General features: G+C 69.4%; 15 protein-coding genes. 8 read left to right on the forward strand and 7 right to left on the reverse strand.

What is annotated here, in order from left to right:
- Window positions 1–6: 6 nt before the first annotated feature.
- The 3 genes from IS481_RS09255 to IS481_RS09265 form a co-directional block, all read right to left on the reverse strand.
- A complete protein-coding gene (locus IS481_RS09255; RefSeq protein WP_104356700.1) occupies window positions 7–1,041 on the reverse strand; it encodes a branched-chain amino acid ABC transporter permease in 1,035 nt (344 codons plus the stop codon).
- Window positions 1,042–1,194: 153 nt separating this feature from the next.
- Entirely contained in the window at window positions 1,195–2,415 is a 1,221-nt protein-coding gene (locus IS481_RS09260; protein WP_104356699.1) for a branched-chain amino acid ABC transporter substrate-binding protein, read from the reverse strand.
- 143 nt (window positions 2,416–2,558) lie between these two features.
- Window positions 2,559–4,193 carry a 3-(methylthio)propionyl-CoA ligase gene (locus IS481_RS09265; protein WP_272867897.1) on the reverse strand — a complete coding sequence of 545 codons (1,635 nt, stop codon included), beginning with the start codon at window positions 4,191–4,193 and terminating at the stop codon, window positions 2,559–2,561.
- Window positions 4,194–4,361: 168 nt separating this feature from the next.
- On the opposite strand from IS481_RS09265, the gene IS481_RS09270 reads away from it, so the two are divergent.
- The 5 genes from IS481_RS09270 to IS481_RS09290 all read left to right on the forward strand — a co-directional run bounded on the left by IS481_RS09270 (window position 4,362) and on the right by IS481_RS09290 (window position 8,081).
- A complete protein-coding gene (locus IS481_RS09270; protein WP_104356697.1) occupies window positions 4,362–5,864 on the forward strand; it encodes a protein adenylyltransferase SelO in 1,503 nt (500 codons plus the stop codon).
- The gene (msrB, locus tag IS481_RS09275; RefSeq protein ID WP_104356696.1) at window positions 5,861–6,265 is read left to right on the forward strand and encodes a peptide-methionine (R)-S-oxide reductase MsrB; all 405 of its coding nucleotides are present in this window, start codon (window positions 5,861–5,863) and stop codon (window positions 6,263–6,265) included. Before IS481_RS09270 ends, msrB begins: the two co-directional genes overlap by 4 nt.
- A 22-nt stretch (window positions 6,266–6,287) precedes the next feature.
- Window positions 6,288–6,914, forward strand: coding sequence for a septation protein A (locus IS481_RS09280; protein ID WP_104356695.1), 627 nt, complete (start codon window positions 6,288–6,290; stop codon window positions 6,912–6,914).
- Window positions 6,915–6,919: 5 nt separating this feature from the next.
- Window positions 6,920–7,186 (forward strand): BolA family protein, encoded by a 267-nt coding sequence (locus IS481_RS09285; RefSeq protein WP_104356694.1) that lies wholly within the window; start codon window positions 6,920–6,922, stop codon window positions 7,184–7,186.
- Window positions 7,187–7,268: 82 nt separating this feature from the next.
- On the forward strand, window positions 7,269–8,081 hold the full coding sequence (locus IS481_RS09290) for a peptidylprolyl isomerase (protein WP_104356693.1): 813 nt from the start codon (window positions 7,269–7,271) through the stop codon (window positions 8,079–8,081).
- Window positions 8,082–8,136: 55 nt separating this feature from the next.
- Here the strand turns inward: IS481_RS09290 and IS481_RS09295 are convergent, their stop codons facing one another.
- Complete coding sequence (locus tag IS481_RS09295; protein WP_104356692.1) at window positions 8,137–8,874, reverse strand: acetyltransferase domain-containing protein; 738 nt, start codon at window positions 8,872–8,874, stop codon at window positions 8,137–8,139.
- A gap of 79 nt (window positions 8,875–8,953) precedes the next feature.
- Here IS481_RS09295 and IS481_RS09300 point away from each other — a divergent pair, with 79 nt between their 5' ends.
- Window positions 8,954–10,903, forward strand: a complete 1,950-nt coding sequence (locus IS481_RS09300) for a peptidase U32 family protein (RefSeq protein ID WP_104356691.1) — start codon at window positions 8,954–8,956, stop codon at window positions 10,901–10,903.
- Between the two features lie 54 nt (window positions 10,904–10,957).
- On the opposite strand, the gene purL is transcribed toward IS481_RS09300, so the two are convergent.
- Complete coding sequence (gene purL, locus IS481_RS09305; RefSeq protein WP_104356690.1) at window positions 10,958–14,953, reverse strand: phosphoribosylformylglycinamidine synthase; 3,996 nt, start codon at window positions 14,951–14,953, stop codon at window positions 10,958–10,960.
- 171 nt (window positions 14,954–15,124) lie between these two features.
- Between purL and map the strand changes: the two genes are divergently transcribed.
- Window positions 15,125–15,955, forward strand: a complete 831-nt coding sequence (gene map / locus IS481_RS09310) for a type I methionyl aminopeptidase (protein WP_104356689.1) — start codon at window positions 15,125–15,127, stop codon at window positions 15,953–15,955.
- 9 nt (window positions 15,956–15,964) lie between these two features.
- Window positions 15,965–18,568: a [protein-PII] uridylyltransferase gene (locus IS481_RS09315; RefSeq protein WP_104356688.1), complete on the forward strand. Its 2,604-nt coding sequence runs from the start codon at window positions 15,965–15,967 to the stop codon at window positions 18,566–18,568.
- 19 nt (window positions 18,569–18,587) lie between these two features.
- Here IS481_RS09315 and def read toward each other — a convergent pair whose 3' ends face one another.
- On the reverse strand, window positions 18,588–19,124 hold the full coding sequence (gene def / locus IS481_RS09320; protein ID WP_104356687.1) for a peptide deformylase: 537 nt from the start codon (window positions 19,122–19,124) through the stop codon (window positions 18,588–18,590).
- 12 nt (window positions 19,125–19,136) lie between these two features.
- Window positions 19,137–21,206 (reverse strand): NAD-dependent DNA ligase LigA, encoded by a 2,070-nt coding sequence (gene ligA, locus IS481_RS09325; RefSeq protein WP_104356686.1) that lies wholly within the window; start codon window positions 21,204–21,206, stop codon window positions 19,137–19,139.
- Window positions 21,207–21,213 lie beyond the last annotated feature (7 nt).

Genomic DNA, 21,213 nt, shown 5'->3' on the forward strand with positions numbered 1-21,213 from the left:
GCCGCCTCAGGTTTCACGGGTTCCCATCAGCCCCTTGGGCCGGAAGATCAGGATCAGCACCAGGAACAGGTACGGCAGGATGGGCGCGATCTGCGAGACCGACAGCGCCAGCACCGAATAGCCCGGCGTCTCCGGTCCCACGCTCCAGCCCAGTGCCTTGACGGCGCCCAGCAGCGAATGGTCCATCGCGACCGCGAAGGTCTGGATCACGCCGATCAGCAGCGAGGCCAGGAACGCGCCGGCCAGCGAGCCCATGCCGCCCACCACCACGACGACGAAGATCACCGAGCCGACGGTGGCGGCCATCGCCGGCTCCGTGACGAAGGTCGAGCCGCCGATCACGCCGGCCAGGCCCGCCAGGGCCGAGCCGGCGCCGAACACCAGCATGAACACCCGAGGCACGTTGTGCCCGAGCGCTTCCACCATCTCGGGATGCGTCAGCGCCGCCTGGATCACCAGCCCGATGCGGGTGCGCGTCAGCAGCAGCCACAGGGCGGCCAGCATCAGCACCGCCACCAGCATCATGAAGCCGCGCGTGGCCGGGAACGGCGAGCAGACCACCCGCACCGCCGCGTCGGCCGCCTGGCACATGGCCTCTGGGGCGCGTCCCCACACCACGCTCAGCCCGTCGATCGAATGGCTGACCAGCGTGAAGGCCGAGCCGCGCAGCGCCTCGGGCGGCTGGAAATCCACCGCGGTGCGGCCCCAGATCAGCTGTACCAGCTCCAGGATCACGTACGACAGGCCGAAGGTGACCAGCAGCTCCGGCACGTGCCCGTACTTGTGCACCTTGCGCAGGCAGGTGCGCTCGAAGATGGCGCCCAGCACGCCCACCACCAGCGGTGCAAGCACCAGACCCGGCCAGAAGCCGACCAGTCTGGCGATCGAGTACGCGATGTACGCGCCCAGCATGTAGAAGCTGGCATGCGCGAAGTTGAGCACGCCCATCATGCTGAAGATCAGCGTGAGGCCGGAACTCAGCATGAACAGCAGCAGCCCGTAGCTGATGCCGTTCAACATCGAGATGGTGAAGAACTCCATCCGGATCTTTCAGTCGTTGCACATCCCACCGGAGGCAGCACCGTGCCCCGCCGCGTCCCGCGACGCGGCCCGGACCGATGGGAACCGCGGCGGCTGCCGGCCGGCTGGCCGGCAGCGCCCTTCAGGACAGGCACGCGCGGCGTGCCGCCGCCGTCACGACGGCCGCTTCATCTGGCAGCTGGTCGGCGTGCTCGAGACGTAGGACGGGAACTCCTTCACCGGCGCCAGCGTCATGCCCGTGTTCTCCGGGCCGTAAGGATAGCGGTCGCTGGCCTTCTGCCACACGGTGATGTAGAGCGGCTGCTGCAGCTGGTGGTCGGTCTTGCGCATCTCGACCTCGCCGTTGAAGCTCTTGAACTTCAGCGTCTCGAGCACCGGCGCAACCTTCACCGGATCGGTCGACTTGGCGCGCGCCATCGCCTCGCTGAGCGCGGTGAAGATGTGGATCACCGCGCCGGTGTAGAAGTCGTCGTTGAAGCGCTTCTTGTACTCCTGCTGCCACTGCTGGATCTGGCCGCCCATGTTGTAGTGGCTGTAGGCGACCTGGTAGACCCGGCCTTCGCCCGTCTGGCCCAGCGCGGTGGGCGTGCCGGTCACGCCCGTGTAGTAGGTGAAGAACTTCGCGTTGAGTCCGGCCTCGTTGGCGGCCTTGATCAGCAGCGCGAGGTCCGAGCCCCAGTTGCCGGTGATGACCGCGTCGGCGCCGGAGGCCTTGATCTTGGCCACGTAGGGTGCGAAGTCACGCACCTGCGCGAGCGGGTGCAGGTCCTCGCCCACGATCTCGACGTCCTTGCGCTTGCGCGCCAGCGCTTCCTTGGCGTACTTGGCGACCTGGTGCCCGTGCGAGTAGTTCTGGTTGATCAGGTAGACCTTCTTGATCTCGGGCAGGTCCTTCATGAAGGTGGTGAGCGCCTCCATCTTCATGGACGTGTCCGCGTCGAAGCGGAAGTGCCAGTAGCTGCACAGGCTGTTGGTGAAGTCCGGGTCCACCGCGGCGTAGTTGAGGTAGATGACCTCCTTGCCCGGGTTGCGCTCGTTGTGCTTGTTGATCGCGTCGATCAGCGCGCCGGCCGCGGAAGAACCGTTGCCCTGGGCGACGTAGCGCACGCCCTGGTCGATGGCGGCCTTCAGCGCGTTCAGCGTCTCGGTCGGGCTCAGCTTGTTGTCCATGCCGACGACCTCGAACTTCACGCCCGCCGGGTTGTTCTGGCTGAACTTCTCGGCGAAGAACTGGAAGCTGCGCAGCTGGTTCTGCCCCACCGGCGCCATCAGGCCGGACAGCGGATCGATCCAGACGATCTTGACGGTCTCTCCTTTCTGCGCAAAAGCCGTAGCGCAGCACACCGCGGCAGCAGTGGCGATGGTTGCTTTCATCAGGGCTCGACGAGTGTGCATGGCTTGTCTCCTCGGTATGAACACACGATGTGCGCAGAGGCTATCCAAGTTGCCTGTGCCGGCAGAGAGGGAATGCCCGTAGCGCCTGTCACTCGCGCGACAGGCGCTGCATCAGGGCCCCCTCAGGTACCCGGCAGCTTGTAGTTGGCGAACTGCTCGCGCAGCTTGAGCTTCTGCATCTTGCCGGTGGCCGTGTGCGGGATCTCGTCGACGAACACCACGTCGTCCGGGATCTGCCACTTGGCGATCTTGCCTTCGTAGAACTTCAGCAGCTCCTCGCGCGTGACCTCCTGGCCGGGCTTGCGCACCACCACGAGCAGCGGGCGCTCGTCCCACTTGGGATGGCGGCAGGCGATCGCCGCGGCCTCGTGCACCGCCGGGTGGGCCATGGCGATGTTCTCGAGGTCGATCGAGCTGATCCACTCGCCGCCCGACTTGATCACGTCCTTGGAGCGGTCGGTGATCTGCATGTAGCCGTCAGGGTCGATGGTCGCGACGTCGCCGGTCGGGAACCAGCCGTTCTGCAGCGGCGAGCTGTCGCTGCGGAAGTAGCGGTCGATGACCCAGTGCCCGCGCACCACCAGGTTGCCCGAGGCCTTGCCATCCCAGGGCAACGCGTTGCCGTTGTCGTCGGTGATCTCCATGTCGATGCCGTAGATCACCTTGCCCTGCTTCTCGAGGATGCGCCGCTGCTCCTCGCGCGGCAGGTTCGCGTGCTTGGACTTGAGCTTGGACAGCGTGCCCAGCGGCGACAGCTCGGTCATGCCCCAGGCGTGGATCACGTTGACGCCGTAGTCGTCCTCCAGCGTGCGGATCATCGCCGGCGGACAGGCCGAGCCGCCGATCACGGTGCGCTTGAAGGTGCTGAACGTGAGCTTGTTCTCCTTGACATAGGTCAGCAGGCCGAGCCAGACGGTGGGCACGCCGGCGCTGAAGGTCACCTTCTCGGTCTCGAACAGCTCGTACAGCGACTTGCCGTCCAGGTGCGGGCCCGGGAACACGAGCTTGGCACCGACCAGCGCCGCCGAGTACGGGATGCCCCAGGCGTTGACGTGGAACATGGGCACGACCGGCAGGATCACGTCGGCCCCGCCGCAGGCCATCGCGTCGGGCAATGCCGAGGCGTAGGCGTGCAGCACCGTGGAGCGGTGGCTGTAGACCGCCCCCTTCGGATTGCCCGTCGTGCCCGACGTGTAGCAGATGCTGGAGGCGGTGTTCTCGTCGAACTGCGGCCAGGCGTAGTCGCCGTTCTCGGCCTCCACCAGCTCGTCGTAGCACTTGAGGTCCGGCAGGCTGGTCTGGGCCGGCATGTGGGCCCGGTCGGTCATCAGCACATAGTGCTGCACCGTCCTGAGCTGCGGCGCCAGCTTCTCGACCAGCGGCAGGAACGTGAGGTCGAAGCACAGCACCCGGTCCTCGGCATCGTTGATGATCCAGGCGATCTGCTCCGGGAACAGGCGCGGGTTGATCGTGTGGCAGACCAGCCCGGAGCCGGAAGTGCCGTAGTAGATCTCGAAGTGGCGATAGCCGTTCCAGGCCAGCGTGCCGACCCGGTCGCCCTCCTCGCACCCCAGCCGCGCCAGCGCCTGGGCCAGCTTGCGCGCGCGCAGCTCGGCATCGCGGTAGGTGTAGCGGTGGATGTCCCCTTCCACGCGTTTGGAAACGATTTCGATGTCACCGTTGTGTCGTGCGGCATGGACGAGCAGCGACGAAATCATCAACGGCATCTGCATCATCTGGCCCAACAAACGCGGCATTTAGACCTCCTCTGGTGGAAAACTGACCGATCGTTCGTCGCATCATAGGAACCGGGCTGCACGCCAGCGCCTGCTGTTTTCCCTAAAGGCACGCGCGCACCGCCCGCTGCCTGCCGCCAGCAGCCCTGGGGCCGGTGCTGGTACCGGCCGGCCGCTACACTGGCCCGGATGAAAAGCTCCGCCCAGCCACGTCCCCGGTTCGAGCCTGCCAACTTGCGCTGGATCAACCGCTACGCCGACCTTGGCCCGGACTTCCACACCGAACTGCCGCCGCAGGGGCTGCCCCGGCCGGCCTGGGTGGCCACCAGTGCCGCCGCGGCCGAGGCGCTCGGCTGGCCGGCGGACTGGTTCGCCGATCCGGCGCACTGCGCACTCGAGGTGTTCAGCGGCAACGCCGCCTGGCGCGGCATGCGGCCGCTCGCGACGGTCTACAGCGGGCACCAGTTCGGCGTCTGGGCCGGGCAGCTCGGCGACGGCCGCGCCCTGCTGCTGGGCGAGCTGGACCTGGGCGACGGCTCCGGGATGGAGATCCAGCTCAAGGGCAGCGGCCGAACCCCCTACTCCCGCATGGGAGACGGGCGGGCCGTGCTGCGCTCGTCGATCCGCGAGTTCCTCTGTTCGGAGGCCATGCACGCCCTGGGCATCCCGACCACGCGGGCGCTGTGCATCGTCGGCTCGCCACTGCCGGTGCGGCGCGAGGAGGTCGAGACCGCCGCGATCGTCACCCGGCTGGCCCCCAGCTTCGTGCGCTTCGGGCATTTCGAGCACTTCTGCCACCACGGCCAGCCCGAGGCGCTGCGCCGGCTGGCCGACCACGTGATCGAGCGCCACTACCCGGACTGCCGCGACGCCGCCAACCCCTACGCGGCGCTGCTGGAGGCGGTCACGCGCCGCACCGCCGAGCTGCTGGCGCAGTGGCAGGCGGTGGGGTTCTGCCACGGAGTGATGAACACCGACAACATGTCCATCCTGGGGCTGACGATCGACTACGGGCCGTTCGGCTTCTTGGACGCCTTCGTGCCCGACCACGTCTGCAACCATTCGGACACCCAGGGCCGCTACGCCTACCACCGCCAGCCCCAGATCGCGTTCTGGAACCTGCACGCGCTGGCGCAGGCCCTGCTGCCGCTGATCGGCGACACCGACGCGGCGCTGGCCGCGCTGGAGCCCTACCGCACCGTGTTCCCGGCGCGGCTGGAGGCGCTGATGCGCGCCAAGCTGGGGCTGGCGACCGAAGGGCCCGGCGACCGGGAGCTGGTCGACGACCTGCTGCGGCTGATGGCCGAAGAGCGCACCGACTACACCATCGCGTTCCGGCGCCTGGCCCGTTTCTCCAGCGCCGAAGGCGCGGACAATCACGAAGTGCGCGACCTGTTCGTCGACCGCGCGCGCTTCGACGCCTGGGCCGCGCGCTACCGCGAGCGGCTGCGGCGCGAGCACAGCGACGACCGCGAGCGCGCCGCGCGCATGAACCGGGTCAACCCCAAGTTCGTGCTGCGCAACCACCTGGCCGAGGTGGCGATCCGCCAGGCCCAGGCGGGCGACCCCGGCGAGGTGCAGCGCCTGCTGGCCATCCTGGAGCGCCCGTACGACGAGCAGCCCGAACACGAGGCCTACGCCGACTTTCCGCCCGCATGGGCGCAGACCATCGAAGTGTCCTGTTCATCATGAGCGATTACGAAGTCACCAAGCCCGACGAGGAATGGCGCCGGCAGCTCGACCCGCTGCAGTACCAGGTCACCCGCCAAGCGGCCACCGAGCGTCCGTTTACCGGCAGGTACTGGAACCACACCGCCGACGGGGTTTACCGCTGCGTGTGCTGCGGCGAGCCGCTGTTCGACTCCAGCACCAAGTTCGACGCCGGCTGCGGCTGGCCGAGCTACTTCGCACCGATCGACCCGGAGCGGATCGAGCGCACGATGGACTACAGCCACGGAATGATCCGCGTCGAGGTGAAGTGCCGCAAGTGCGGCGCCCACCTGGGGCACGTGTTCGACGACGGCCCGGCGCCGACCGGCGAGCGCTACTGCATCAACTCGGCCGCGTTAGACTTCGCCGACCGCAAATCCTGACCCCCGGCGCGGGGCCCACGCGATGAAGCTGCTGTTCGATTTCCTGCCCGTCATCCTGTTCTTCGGCATGTTCAAGTACGCCGAGGCACGGCCGGACTGGGCAGCGGCCACCGCCACCGACTGGCTGGGCTTCATGGTGTCCGGCGGCGTGGTCGGCCCGAAGGAAGCCCCGGTGCTGCTGGCCACGGTGGTCGTGATCCTGGCCACCGCGGCGCAGATCGCCTGGCTGGTGGCGCGCCGCCGCAAGGTCGACACGATGCTGTGGGTGAGCCTCGCGCTGGTGACGGTGCTCGGCGGCGCGACGATCTGGTTCCACAGCGAGACCTTCATCAAGTGGAAGCCCAGCGTCCTGTACTGGATCATGGGCGCGGCGTTCTGGATCAGCCAGGCCGTGTTCGGCAAGAACCTGCTGCAGGCCCTGATGGGCAGCCAGCTCGAACTGCCCGCAGCGGTGTGGCAGCGCCTCAACGTGGCATGGATCGCCTTCTTCGCGCTGATGGGCCTGCTCAACATCTACGTGGCCTACACCTTCTCCACCGCCACCTGGGTCAACTTCAAGCTGTTCGGCGGGCTGGGCCTGATGCTGGCCTTCATGGTCGCGCAGGGCGTCTACCTGAGCCGCCACCTGAAGAACGAGGAGCAGTCCTGACACCCATGGTGACCGCCGCACAGATCGAAGCCACCCTGCGCGAGCGGCTCGCGCCCGAGCAGCTGGAAGTGCAGGACGACAGCCACCTGCACGCCGGCCATGCGGGGGCCCGGGAAGGCCGCCATTTCACCGTCCGCGTGGTCAGCGGGCGCTTTCACGGATTGTCACGCGTGGCGCGCCATCGCCTCGTGTATGATGCCCTCGGCCCCCTGGTTCCGCAGGGCATCCACGCCCTGGTCATCCAGGCCCGAGCGCCCGACGAAGCCGACTGAACGTCATCGCCCCATGCCGCCCGGCGGTGGCATCGCCTCCCCGTCGCGCTTGTCTCCTTCCATTGAAGAGGTCCTACCCCTTATGAAGAAGAATGTCCTTGCCCTTGGCACGCTGAGCCTCGCCCTGAGCGCCGCCCTGCTGGCGCCGCTGTCGGCCTCGGCGCAAAACATCGCCGTCGTCAACGGCAAGCCGGTGCCCAAGGAGCGCGCCGAAGTGCTGAAGGCCCAGCTCGCCCGCCAGGGCCAGCCCATCACGCCGGAGATCGAACGCCAGATCAAGGACGAGGTGGTGCTGCGCGAGATCTTCGTCCAGGAAGCCGAGCGGCGCGGCATCGCCGCCAGCGAGAACTACAAGCAGCAGCTCGAGCTGACCCGCCAGGCGTTGCTGATCCGTGAGCTGTTCGCCGAATACCAGCGGACCAACCCGATCACCGCCGAGGAGATCCAGGCCAAGTACGACGAGTTCAAGGCCCAGGCCGGCGGCAAGGAATACCGTGCCCGCCACATCCTGGTCGAGAAGGAAGACGAGGCGAAGAAGCTGATCGCCGACCTCAAGCGCGGGGCCAAGTTCGAGGACCTGGCGCTCAAGAACTCCAAGGACCCCGGCTCCGCCAAGCAAGGCGGCGACCTCGACTGGTCGCCGGCCGACCGCTACGTGCCCGAGTTCTCCGACGCGATGGTCAAGCTCGAGAAGGGCAAGTTCACCGAACAGCCGGTCAAGTCGCAGTTCGGCTACCACGTGATCAAGCTGGAGGACGTGCGCGACGTCGAGCTGCCGACACTGGAACAGGTCCGGCCGCAGATCGAGCAGGCACTGATGCAGCAGAAGATCGCCCAGTTCCGCGACGACCTGCGCAAGAACGCCCGCACCGACTACAAGTTCGAGCAGCAGTAAGCTTGCGCTGCTTCCCGACCAAGGCGCCCGCGTGGCGCCTTTTTTCGTTCTTCGCTCAGCGGCTCAGCGCCAGCCAGGCCATGAGCAAGCCGATCAGCACCGGCTGGTGCACCATGTAGAAGCTCAGGCTCCAGCGCCCCAGCGTGGCCAGCGGCCGCAGCGCCCGGGGCAAGGCCCCGGTCAGCCACTCACGGCGATGCGCCAGCACCCACTGGCCGGCCGCCACGCCCCACCACATCACGCCCAGCCAGGGCAGCACCGGGACATGGTCCTCGGTGACCGGCTTGCGCGTGATCAGCCCGACCCAGCTGGTCCAGCGCGTGTCGAAGAACGGGTGCTGCACGAGGTGCGGCAGCACGATCGCCACCAGTCCCAGCGGCCACAGCCAGTGCCGCCAGCCGGCCGTCAGCCGCACGATGACCAGCATCACCGCGATGCCGTGCAGCACGCCGAAGTAGATGAAGCTGCGCGGGAACATCAGGTACGAGCCGAGGCTGACCAGCAGCGCGCAGCCGGCGATCTGGGCCCAGCGGCGCCAGAAGCGCTGCCAGCTCTGCTGCTGTTGCCAGGCCACCGCCTGCCCCAGCCCGGCGCAGAACAGGAACAGCGAGACGATCAGCGTGCGCTGCACCGTCCAGAACGGGTCGGCGTAGAAGTTCTGCCGCTCGATCAGGCGGAAGTGGTTCAGGTCGAAGCAGAAATGGAACACCGCCATCCACAGGATCGCGGCGGCGCGCAACGCGTCCAGGCGGTCGTAGCGGGGATGGCCGACGGCAGCGGGCGGTTTCGTCATGACGCCGGATTGTGCCGCGGCCGCGCTCGCTAAACTTCCGGGCTTTCCGTTGCCCTCCCCGTCGTTCCCGCTGCACGCCATGGCCCGACCCGAACTCGAACTGCTCTCCCCGGCCCGCAACGCCGACATCGGCATCGAGGCGGTCAACCATGGCGCCGACGCGGTCTACATCGGCGGGCCGGCCTTCGGTGCGCGCGCGGCCGCCGGCAACGAGCTGGCCGACATCGAGCGGCTGACCCGGCACGCCCACCGCTATGGCGCGCGCATCTTCGTCACGCTCAACACCATCCTGCGCGACGACGAGCTGGAGCCGGCCAGGCGGCTGGCCTGGCAGGTCTACGAGGCCGGGGCGGACGCGCTGATCATCCAGGACATGGGGCTGCTGGAGCTGGACCTGCCGCCCATCCAGCTGCACGCCAGCACGCAGACCGACATCCGCACCGTCGAGAAGGCGCGCTTCCTGCAGGACGTGGGCTTCTCGCAGATCGTGCTGGCGCGCGAGCTGTCGCTGCCGCAGATCGGCCAGATCGCCGCGGCCACCGACTGCACGCTGGAGTTCTTCATCCACGGCGCGCTGTGCGTGGCCTACAGCGGCCAGTGCTACATCAGCCACGCACACACCGGACGCAGCGCCAACCGCGGCGACTGCTCGCAGGCCTGCCGGTTGCCGTACAACGTGGTCGACCCGCAGGGCCGCATCGTCGCGCACGAGAAGCACGTGCTGTCGATGAAGGACAACAACCAGAGCGCCAACCTGCGCGCGCTGGTCGATGCCGGCATCCGCTCGTTCAAGATCGAGGGCCGCTACAAGGACATGGGCTACGTGAAGAACATCACCGCCCACTACCGCCGGCTGCTGGACGAGATCCTGGAGGAGCGCCCCGGGCTGCAACGTGCCTCGTCCGGGCGCTGCACCTTCTTCTTCACGCCGGACCCGGACCGCAACTTCAACCGCGGCGCCACCGACTACTTCGTCAACGGCCGCCAGCCCGACATCGGCGCCTTCGACAGCCCCAAGCACGCCGGCCTGCCGCTGGGCTGGGTCGACAAGGTCGGACCGGCCTGGTTCGACGTGGACACCGACCAGGAGCTGCACAACGGCGACGGGCTGACCTACTTCGACCTGCAGCGCGAGCTGGTCGGCGTGCAGGTCAACCGCGCCGAGCGCCTGGGCCCGTCACGCTGGCGCGTGCACCCGAACGAGCCGGTCGCCTCGCTCAAGGACCTGCGCGCCGGCACCGAGCTGCACCGCAACCGCGACGTGGCCTGGGACCGCCTGCTGGAGAGGAAGTCCGCCGAACGCCGCATCGGCGTGTGGGTGCGGCTGGAAGACACCGCGGACGGCTGCGCGCTGCACCTGACCGACGAGGACGGCCACGAGGCGCGCGCCACCTTCGCGCACGCCCGGGAACCCGCGCGCGACCCCGTCCGTGCCGAGGCCGCGTTGCGCGAGCACCTGGGCCGCTTCGGCAACACCATCTTCGAGCCGATCGAGGTGCGGATCGCCTGCGCGCAGCCGTGGTTCCTGCCGCCGTCGGTGCTGAACGCGGCGCGCCGCGAAGCGGTCGAGGCGCTGGAAGCGGCGCGCGCGGCGGCCTGGCAGCGCCTGCCGCGGGCGGTGCCGGTGGAGCCGCCCGTGCCCTACCCCGAGGACACGCTGAGCTATCTGGCCAACGTCTACAACCACAAGGCGCGCGACTTCTACGCCCGCCACGGCGTCAAGGTGATCGAGGCGGCCTACGAGTCGCACGAGGAGCTGGGCGAGGTGTCGCTGATGATCACCAAGCACTGCGTGCGCTACTCGCTGAGCCTGTGCCCCAAGCAGGCCAAGGGCGTGACCGGCGTACAGGGCACGGTGCGCGCCGAACCGCTGATGCTGGTCAACGGCAAGGAGAAGCTGACGCTGCGCTTCGACTGCAAGCCGTGCGAGATGCACGTGGTCGGCAGGATCAAGCGCTCGGTGCTGAACCAGGCCGCGGCCGTGCCGGTCACCTTCTACCGCACCCGCCCGGCGACGCCGGCGCGCTGATGCGGCGCCCCCGCCGGGCGGCACCGTACCGCCCGGTGCCCGGCCGGCGGGCCGTCAGCCCACCCACTTGCGGGCGTTGCGGAACATGCGCATCCAGGGGCTGAAGTCCGACGGATCGCCCGAAGTCCAGCTCATCTGCACGTTGCGGAACACCCGTTCCGGGTGCGGCATCAGCACCGTGAAGCGGCCGTCGGGCGTGGTCACCGAGGTCAACCCGTCCGGGCTGCCGTTCGGGTTGGCCGGGTAGGCCTCGGTCGGCGCACCGGTGTGGTCCACGTAGCGCATCGCGCGCAGCACCCGCGCCGCGTCGCCGCGCCGCGAGAAGTCGGCATAGCCCTCGCCGTGCGCCACCGCGATCGGGATGCGGCTGCCGGCCATGCCGGCGAAGAAGATCGACGGGCTGTCGAGCACCTCCACCAGGCTCAGGCGCGCCTCGAACTGCTCGCTCTTGTTGCGCGTGAAGCGCGGCCACGCCTCGGCACCGGGGATGATGGGCGCCAGCGCGGCCATCATCTGGCAACCGTTGCACACGCCCAGCGCGAAGGTGTCGCTGCGCCCGAAGAAGGCGGCGAACTGCTCGGCCAGCTGCGGGTTGAACATGATCGAGCGCGCCCAGCCCTCGCCGGCGCCCAGCGTGTCGCCATAGCTGAAGCCGCCGCAGGCCACGAAGCCCTGGAACTGGTCCAGGCGCGCGCGCCCGGCCTGCAGGTCGCTCATGTGCACGTCGTGGCTGTCGAAGCCGGCCTGCGCCATCGCGTAAGCCATCTCCAGGTGCGAGTTGACACCCTGCTCGCGCAGGATGGCCACCTTGGGCCGGCGGCCGGTGGCGATGAACGGGGCGGCGACGTCTTCCTTCGGGTCGAAGGTCAGGTGCAGGTGCAGGCCCGGGTCGGCCGCGGCACCGGCGGCCGCGTGCTCGCTGTCGGCGCACTCGGGGTTGTCGCGCAGGCGCGCGATGCGCCAGGACACCTCGTCCCAGGCCTGGTGCAGGCGCTCCAGCGGCGCCGAGAAGATCGCCTTGGCGTCGCGCCAGACCTCGACGATGCCACGCGGGTTGGGCTTGCCGATCACGTGGCTGTGGCGCGACAGGCCGTACTCGCGCAGCGTGCGCATCACCTCGTCGCGGTGCTCGGTGCGCACCTGCAGCACCACGCCCAGCTCCTCGGCGAACAGCGCACGCAGCGTCAGGTCGTTGCGGCGCTCGCTGACCTGGCTGGCCCAGTTCTTCGAGTCACCGTACTCGGCACGGCTGTCGGCGATGCCGTCGCTCTCGGTGACCAGCAGGTCCACGTTCAGCGACACGCCGGTGTGGCCGGCGAACGCCATCTCGCACACCGCGGCCCACAGCCCGCCGTCCGAGCGGTCGTGGTAGGCCAGCAGCTTGCCTTCGCGGCGCAGGCGGTTGACCGCCTCGACCAGGCGCTTGAGCAGCTCCGGGTCGTCCAGGTCGGGCACCGTGTCGCCCACCTGCCCCAGCACCTGCGCGAGGATGGAGCTGCCCAGGCGGTTGCGTCCCTGCCCCAGGTCGACCAGGATCAGCGTGGTGTCGCCCACGTCGGTACGCAGCTGGGGCGTGAGCGTGCCGCGCACGTCCTCGAGCGTGGCGAACGCCGAGACGATCAGCGACACCGGCGCGGTGACCTGCTTCTCGACCTCGCCGTCCTTCCAGCGGGTGCGCATCGACAACGAATCCTTGCCGACCGGCACCGCCACGCCCAGCGCCGGGCACAGCTCCATGCCGACCGCCCTGACCGTGTCGTACAGCGCCGCGTCCTCGCCGGGCTCGCCGCAGGCGGCCATCCAGTTGCACGACAGCTTCACGCGCGGCAGCTCGATCGGCGCAGCCAGCAGGTTGGTGATGGCCTCGCCCACCGCCATGCGGCCCGAGGCCGGGGCGTCCAGGCTGGCGATCGGGGTGCGCTCGCCCATGCTCATGGCCTCGCCGCGGAAGCCGGCATAGTCGGCCAGCGTCACGGCGCAGTCGGCCACCGGCACCTGCCAGGGGCCGACCATCTGGTCGCGGTGGCTGAGGCCGCCGACCGTGCGGTCGCCGATCGTGATCAGGAACCGCTTGCTCGCCACGGTCGGGTGGCGCAGCACGTCGAAGGCCACCTGCTCCAGCGGCACGCCGGTCAGGTCGATCGGGCTGCCGTGGCGCTGCACGCGCTCGACCACGCGGTGCATCTTGGGCGGCTTGCCGAGCAGCACGTCCATCGGCATGTCGATGGCGCGCTCGCCGCCCGGGCCGTCTTCCAGGATCAGCTGGCGGTCGTCGCGCACCACGCCGACCACCGCGAACGGGCAGCGCTCGCGCTCGCACATGGCCTGGAACAGCGGCAGGCTCTCGGGCGCGATCGCCAGCACGTAGCGCTCCTGGCTCTCGTTGCACCAGATTTCCTTCGGCGACAGGCCGGTTTCCTCCAGCGGCACGCGGCGCAGGTCGAAGGTCGCGCCCTTGCCGACGCCGTCGACCAGTTCCGGGAAGGCGTTGGAGATCCCGCCCGCGCCGACGTCGTGGATGGCCAGGATGGGGTTCTTGTCGCCCAGCTGCCAGCAGTGGTTGATGACCTCCTGTGCGCGGCGCTGGATCTCGGGGTTGCCGCGCTGCACCGAGTCGAAGTCCAGCTCGGCGGCGTTGACGCCGGCGGCCATCGAGCTGGCCGCGCCGCCGCCCATGCCGATGCGCATGCCCGGGCCGCCCAGCTGGATCAGCAGCGTGCCGGCGCCGAACGGCAGCTTGTGCGTCAGCCCGGCCGGGATGCTGCCCACGCCGCCGGCGATCATGATCGGCTTGTGGTAGCCGCGGCGCACGCCGTCGACGGTCTGCTCGTAGACGCGGAAGTAGCCGCCCAGGTTGGGCCGGCCGAACTCGTTGTTGAAGGCCGCCCCGCCCAGCGGGCCCTCGATCATGATCTGCAGCGGGCTGGCGATGTGGTCGGGCTTGCCGTAGGCGTCGCGCTCCCACGGCTCGCTCGTGCCGGGCAGCTCGAGGTTGGAGACCGAGAAGCCGGTCAGCCCCGCCTTGGGCTTCGCGCCGCGGCCCGTCGCGCCCTCGTCGCGGATCTCGCCGCCAGCGCCGGTCGAGGCGCCCGGGTGCGGGGAGATCGCGGTCGGGTGGTTGTGCGTCTCCACCTTCATCAGCACGTGCGCGACCTCCTGGCGCGCCTTGTACAGCGGGGCATTGGTGTAGCCGTCCGGCACCCAGCGCTCGATCGGGCCGCCTTCCATCACCGCGGCGTTGTCCGCGTAGGCCACCACGGTGTACTGGGGCGCCAGCTGGTGGGTGTTGCGGATCATCTGGAACATCGAGCGCTCCTGCTCGACGCCGTCGATCGTGAACTTCGCGTTGAAGATCTTGTGCCGGCAGTGCTCGCTGTTGGCCTGGGCGAACATCATCAGCTCGACGTCGCTGGGGTTGCGCTTCAGCTCGGTGAAGGCCTGCACCAGGTAGTCGATCTCGTCGTCCGACAGCGCCAGGCCGAAGTCGCGGTTGGCCGCCTCCAGCGCGGCGCGCCCGCGGCCCAGCACGTCCACGTGCTCCATCGGCTTGCCGGGCTGCTCGTCGAACAGGTGGGCGGCCGCGGCACGCTCCAGCACCACGCTTTCGGTCATGCGGTCGTGCAGCGCCGCCGCGAGCGCCAGCAGCTCGCCTTCGGCCAGCGGCTTGACGCCGCCCAGCAGGCCGGCCTTGAGCTCCAGCCGGTACTCGGTGACGCGCTCGACACGGCGGATCGCCAGGCCGCAGTTGTGGGCGATGTCGGTGGCCTTCGAGGCCCAGGGCGAGACGGTGCCGAAGCGCGGCGTGACGACGATCAGCGCACCGTCGGTCGGGCCGGCATAGAGGTCGCCGTAGGTCAGCAGCGCGGCCAGCTTGTCGTGCTCGGCCGGTGCCAGCGCATGGTCGGCCCACACCCAGTGCACGTGGCGCGCATGCACGCCCGTCACGCGCGGGTTGATCGCCTGCAGGGTGCGCAGCAGCGCCTGGGCACGGAAAGCGGAAAGGGCATTGCCGCCCTCGAAATGGATGAGGTGTTTGGCTGTCGCTGTCACGCTGGGGCTCGGGATGGGGGTGGGCAGACGCGCGGGGCCAGGCCCGCGGAATCCGTGATTTTAAGCGTTCCCCCTTGTCCGGCGCCCCGCCCGCCCCGGCCTGCGCGCGGCCAGCGCCGCAGCAGGCCGGTTGCCGCCATGGTGAAGGCCGAATTGCGATAATGCGGCGTCATGAGCATCTCCATCAAGACCGGCGAGCAGATCGACGGCATGCGCCTGGCCGGGCGACTGGCCTCCGAAGTCCTGGATTACCTGACGCCGCACGTCAAGGCCGGCGTCACGACCGAGGAGCTGGACCGCCTGGCCCACGACTACATCGTCAACGTCCAGGGCGCCATCCCGGCCCCGCTGAACTACGCGCCCCCGGGCTACAAGCCCTACCCGAAGTCGATCTGCACGTCGATCAACCACGTCATCTGCCACGGCATCCCCAACGAGCGGCCGCTGAAGAATGGCGACATCCTGAACATCGACGTCACCATCATCAAGAACGGCTGGCACGGCGACACCAGCCGCATGTTCATCATCGGCGAAGGGTCGATCCAGGCGAAGCGCCTGTGCCAGATCACCTACGAGGCGATGTGGCGCGGCATCCTGAAGGTCAAGCCGGGCGCGCGCCTGGGCGACATCGGCCACACCATCCAGGTGTTCGCCGAGAACGCCGGCTACTCGGTGGTGCGCGAGTTCTGCGGCCACGGCATCGGCACCAAGTTCCACGAGGAGCCGCAGGTGCTGCACTACGGCCGCCCCGGCACGATGGAGGAACTCCAGCCGGGCATGACCTTCACGATCGAGCCGATGATCAACGCCGGCCGCCGCGAGATCCGCGAGATGCCCGACGGCTGGACCATCGTTACCAAGGACCGCTCGCTGTCCGCCCAGTGGGAGCACACCGTGCTCGTCACCGAGACGGGCTTCGAGGTGCTGACGATGTCGGCCGGGTACCCGCCGCTGCCGGACTTCGTCAAGGAAGCCCTGGCGGCCAACCCCCCTGCCTCCTGACCTCGCCCCATGGCTGCCGTTGCCGACGACCCCGCGGCCGCCAGCGTCGCCGAACTGCGTCACCGCTTCCGTGCCCGCAAGGCGGCGCTGATCGAGGAGTTCCGCGAGGCGCGCCCGACCGCGGCAGCCGCCAACCGCCTGCTCAAGGGCCTGGCGCGCCATGTCGACCAGACCCTGCAGGAGCTGTGGGAGTGCGCCCTGCTGCCCCCCGGTGCGGCGCTGCTGGCCGTGGGCGGCTACGGCCGCGGCGAGCTGTTCCCCTACTCCGACGTCGACGTGCTGGTGCTGTTGCCGGACGACGTCTCGCTCGCGCATGACGCCAACGCCGCGCTGAAATCCAGCATCGAGGGCTTCATCTCGGCCTGCTGGGACATCGGCGTCGAGATCGGCTCCAGCGTGCGCACCGTCAGCGAATGCCTGCAGGAAGCCGAGCGCGACGTGACGGTGCAGACCGCGCTGCTCGAATCGCGCTTCCTGTGCGGCGCCAAGGCGCTGTACCGCAGGTTCTGCGAGGCCTTCGCGCAGCAGATGAACCCGCGCGCCTTCCTGCGCGCCAAGACGCTGGAGATGCGCCAGCGCCACCAGAAGTACGAGGACACCCCCTACTCGCTGGAGCCCAACTGCAAGGAAAGTCCCGGTGGCCTGCGCGACCTGCAGGTGGTGCTGTGGGTGGCCAGCGCCGCGGGGCTGGGGCGCACCTGGTCCGAGCTCGCCGCCAAGGGGCTGGTCACGCCCTTCGAGGTGCGCCAGCTGCAGCGCAACGAGGGGCTGCTGAAGCTGATCCGCGCGCGCCTGCACATGATCGCCGGGCGCCGGGAAGACCGCCTGGTGTTCGACCTGCAGACCGCGGTGGCCGAAAGCTGCGGCGACAAGGCCACCAAGGCTCGGCGTGCCTCCGAGGCGCTGATGCACCGCTACTACTGGGCGGCCAAGGCGGTGACGCAGCTGAACCAGATCCTGATGCTCAACATCGAGGAGCGCGTCAACGGCTCGCAGGACCCGCCGATGCGCCCGATCGACGAGCAGTTCCTCGACCGCGACGGCATGCTCGAGGTCGTCAGCGACGACCTCTACGAGCGCGACCGCAGCGCCATCCTGCGCACCTTCCTGGTCTACCAGCGCACCCCGGGCATCAAGGGCCTGTCGGCGCGCACGCTGCGCGCGCTGTACAACGCGCGCGAGCTGATGGACGCGCAGTTCCGCGCCGACCCGGTCAACCGGGCCACCTTCCTGCAGATCCTCAAGCAGCCGCAGGGGCAGACGCACGTCTTCCGCCTGATGAACCAGACCTCGGTGCTGGGGCGCTACCTGTGGGTGTTCCGCCGCATCGTCGGACGCATGCAGCACGACCTGTTCCACGTCTACACCGTGGACCAGCACATCCTGATGGTGCTGCGCAACGTGCGCCGCTTCTTCATCCCCGAGCACGCGCACGAGTACCCGTTCTGCTCGCAGCTGGCCGCGCAGTTCGACACTCCCTACGTGCTGTACGTGGCCGCGCTGTTCCATGACGTGGCCAAGGGCCGTGGCGGCGACCACTCCGAACTGGGGGCGATGGAGGTGCGCCGCTTCTGCCGCGACCACGGCCTGCCCCGGGAGGACGCGAAGCTCGCCGAGTTCCTGGTGCAGCATCACCTGACGATGTCGCGCATCGCGCAGAAGGAAGACCTCAGCGACCCGCAGGTCATCGAGAACTTTGCCGCGATCGTCGGCAACGAGCGCTACCTGACGGCACTGTACCTGCTGACCGTGGCGGACATCCGCGGCACCAGCCCCAAGGTGTGGAACGCCTGGAAGGGCAAGCTGCTGGAAGACCTGTACCGGCTGACGCTGCGTGCGCTGGGCGGCACCCGGCCCAACCTGGACGCCGAGATCGAGGCGCGCAAGCAGGAGGCCCTGCAGGACCTGGCGCTGCACTCGCAGCTGCCCGGCACCCAGGAAGCGCTGTGGAAGACGCTGGAAGTCAGCTACTTCGCGCGCCACGAGGCGGGCGACATCGCCTGGCACGCCCGCTCGCTGTGGCGCCATGTCCAGACGCAGCAGCCGATCGTCAAGGCGCGCCCCTCGCCGGTCGGCGAAGGCCTGCAGGTGCTGGTCTACGCCCCCGACCGCGCCGACCTGTTCGCGCGCATCTGCGGCTACTTCGACGGCGCCGGCTTCAGCATCCTGGACGCCAAGATCCACACCACGCGCGCCGGCTACGCGCTGGACACCTTCCAGGTGGTCTCACCCTACACCGACCACCACCGCGACCTGGTCGCGCTGGTCGAGACGCAGCTGGTGCAGGCGCTGGAAGACACCGGGCCGCTGCCCGAACCGAGCCGCGGGCGGCTGTCGCGGCGAGTCAAGTCCTTCCCGGTGCAGCCGCGCGTGATGCTGCGCCCGGACGAGCGCGCGCAGCGCTGGCTGCTGAGCGTCTCCGCGAGCGACCGCACCGGCCTGCTCTACTCGATCGCGCGGGTGCTGGCCAAGTACCGTGTCAACCTGCAGCTGGCCAAGGTCACCACCCTGGGCGAGCGGGTCGAGGACACCTTCCTGATCGACGGGCCGGCGCTGGCCCAGGCGCGCACCCAGCTCGAGCTGGAGTCCGACCTGCTGGACGCGCTGGCCTGATGCGCCCGCGGACGGCGGTTCAGTCGTCCGAGGCCGCGTCCAGCCCGGGGAACAGCACCTCGGTGTAGCCGAAGCGCGTGAAGTCGCGGATGCGCATCGGATAGAGCTTGCCGATCAGGTGGTCGCACTCGTGCTGCACCACCCGGGCGTGGAAGCCCTCGGCCTCGCGCTCGATGCGCCGGCCCTGCGGGTCGTAGCCCGTGTAGCGGATGTGCTTCCAGCGCGGCACCACGCCGCGCATCCCCGGCACGGACAGGCAGCCTTCCCAGCCCTCTTCCTCGTCGTCGGACAGCGGCTCGATCGACGGGTTGATCAGCACGGTGCGCGGCACCGGGGGCGCGTCCGGGTAGCGCGGGTTGTGGTCGAAGCCGAAGATCACCACCGCCAGGTTCACCCCGATCTGCGGCGCGGCCAGTCCCGCGCCGTTGGCGGCAGCCATCGTGTCGAACATGTCGGCGATCAGCGCGCGCAGTTCCGGCGTGTCGAACTGCTCGACCGGCCGGGCCACCCGCAACAGGCGCGCGTCGCCCATCCTCAGGATCTCGCGGACTGCCATCGTCGCCCTCCTTCAGCCGGCGCCCTGCAGCAGCTGCTGCAGCCCCGCCTCGTCCAGCACGGGCACGCCCAGCTCCTGCGCCTTGGCCAGCTTGCTGCCGGCTTCCGCGCCGGCCACCACGTAGTCGGTCTTCTTCGACACCGAGCCGGCCACCGTGCCGCCGGCGGCCTCGATCAGCTCCCTGGCCTGGTCGCGCGTCAGGTTCGGCAGCGTGCCGGTCAGCACCAGGGTCTTGCCGGCCAGCGGCTTGGGCGCGGCATCGGCCTGGCCGTCGCTTTCGCTCCAGTGCACGCCGGCCTCACGCAGCTGCTGCACCACCTCGCGGTTGTGCTCCTGTTCGAAGAAGGTGCGGATGCTCTGCGCCACCACCGGGCCGACATCGTTCACCTCGAGCAGCTGCTCGACGCTCGCGTCCATCACGCGCTCCAGCGTGCCGAAGTGGCGCGCCAGGTCCTTGGCGGTGGTCTCGCCCACGTGGCGGATGCCCAGCGCGTACAGGAAGCGCGGCAGCGTCGTGTCCTTGCTCTTCCCGAGCGCCGCGACGAGGTTGGCGGCACTCTTCTCGCCCATGCGGTCCAGCGCCGCCAGCTGCGCGACGTCGAGCCGGTACAGGTCCGGCAGCGTGCGCACCAGGCCGCCGTCCACCAGCTGGTCGACGAGCTTCTCGCCCAGGCCTTCGATGTCCATCGCGCGCCGGCTCGCGTAGTGCAGCAGCGCCTGCTTGCGCTGCGCGGCACAGAACAGCCCGCCGGTGCAGCGGTGCTCGACGCTGCCCTTCTCGCGCCGGACGTCGCTGCCGCACACCGGGCAGTGGCGCGGCATGCGGAAGTTCGGCACGTAGTCATTGCGCGGGCCGGGCACGCGGCCCACCACCTCGGGGATCACGTCGCCGGCACGGCGCACGATGACCGTGTCGCCCACGCGCACGCCCTTGCGCCGCAGCTCGAACAGGTTGTGCAGCGTCGCGTTGCTGACCGTCGTGCCGCCGACGAACACCGGTTCCAGCTTGGCCACCGGCGTCAGCTTGCCGGTGCGGCCCACCTGCACCTCGATGCCGTTGAGCCGCGTCATCTCCTCCTGCGCCGGGTACTTGTGCGCGACCGCCCAGCGCGGCTCGCGCGTCACGAAGCCCAGCTGCTTCTGCAGGTCGATGCGGTTGACCTTGTAGACCACGCCGTCGATGTCGAACGGCAGCTGGTCGCGCAGCTTCGCGATGCGCTCGTGGTAGGCCACCAGCCCTTGCGCGCCATGCACCACCGCGCGCAGGTCGTTCACCGGCACGCCGAAGGCGGCGATCGCATCCAGCGTCGCGCTGTGCGTGGCCGGCGCGTCCCAGCCCTCGGTCACGCCCAACCCGTAGGCGTAGAAGCTCAGCTTCTTGTCGGCCAGCCCCTTGGGGTCGAGCTGGCGGATCGCGCCGGCGGCGGTGTTGCGCGGGTTGATGAAGGTCTTCTCGCCGCGCTCGCGCTGGCGGGCATTCAGGCGCTCGAAGTCGTCGCGCCGCATGTAGACCTCGCCGCGGATCTCGATCAGCGGCGGCGCCTTGCCACGCAGCCGCAGCGGGATCTGGCCGATCGTGCGCACGTTCTGCGTCACGTCCTCGCCGGTCTCGCCGTCGCCGCGCGTGGTCGCCTGCACGAGCACGCCGTCCTCGTAGCGCAGGTTGATGGCCAGCCCGTCGAACTTCAGCTCCGCGCAGTACTCCACCGGCGGCGCATCGGCGTCCAGCCCCAGCTCGCGCCGCACGCGCGCGTCGAAGGCCTGCGCGCCGCCGGCGGTGGTGTCGGTCTCGGTGCGGATCGACAGCATCGGCAGCGCGTGCTTCACCGGCGTCAGGCCGTCGAGCACCTTGCCGATCACGCGCTGGGTCGGCGAGTCCGGGGTCAGCAGCTCGGGGTGCGCGGCCTCGATCGCCTGCAGTTCCTGGAACAGGCGGTCGTACTCGGCGTCCGGGATCTCCGGCGCGTCGAGCACGTAGTAGAGGTAGGCATGGTGGTTGAGCTGCTCGCGCAGCCAGGCGGCGCGCTCGGCCGGGCCGTCGGCGCGCGCCCCCGGCGCGTCGTCAAACAGGTCGGGCGTCATCGTCCGG

The organism is Caldimonas thermodepolymerans (assembly GCF_015476235.1).
In the GTDB taxonomy this organism is placed as follows: Bacteria; Pseudomonadota; Gammaproteobacteria; order Burkholderiales; family Burkholderiaceae_C; genus Caldimonas; species Caldimonas thermodepolymerans.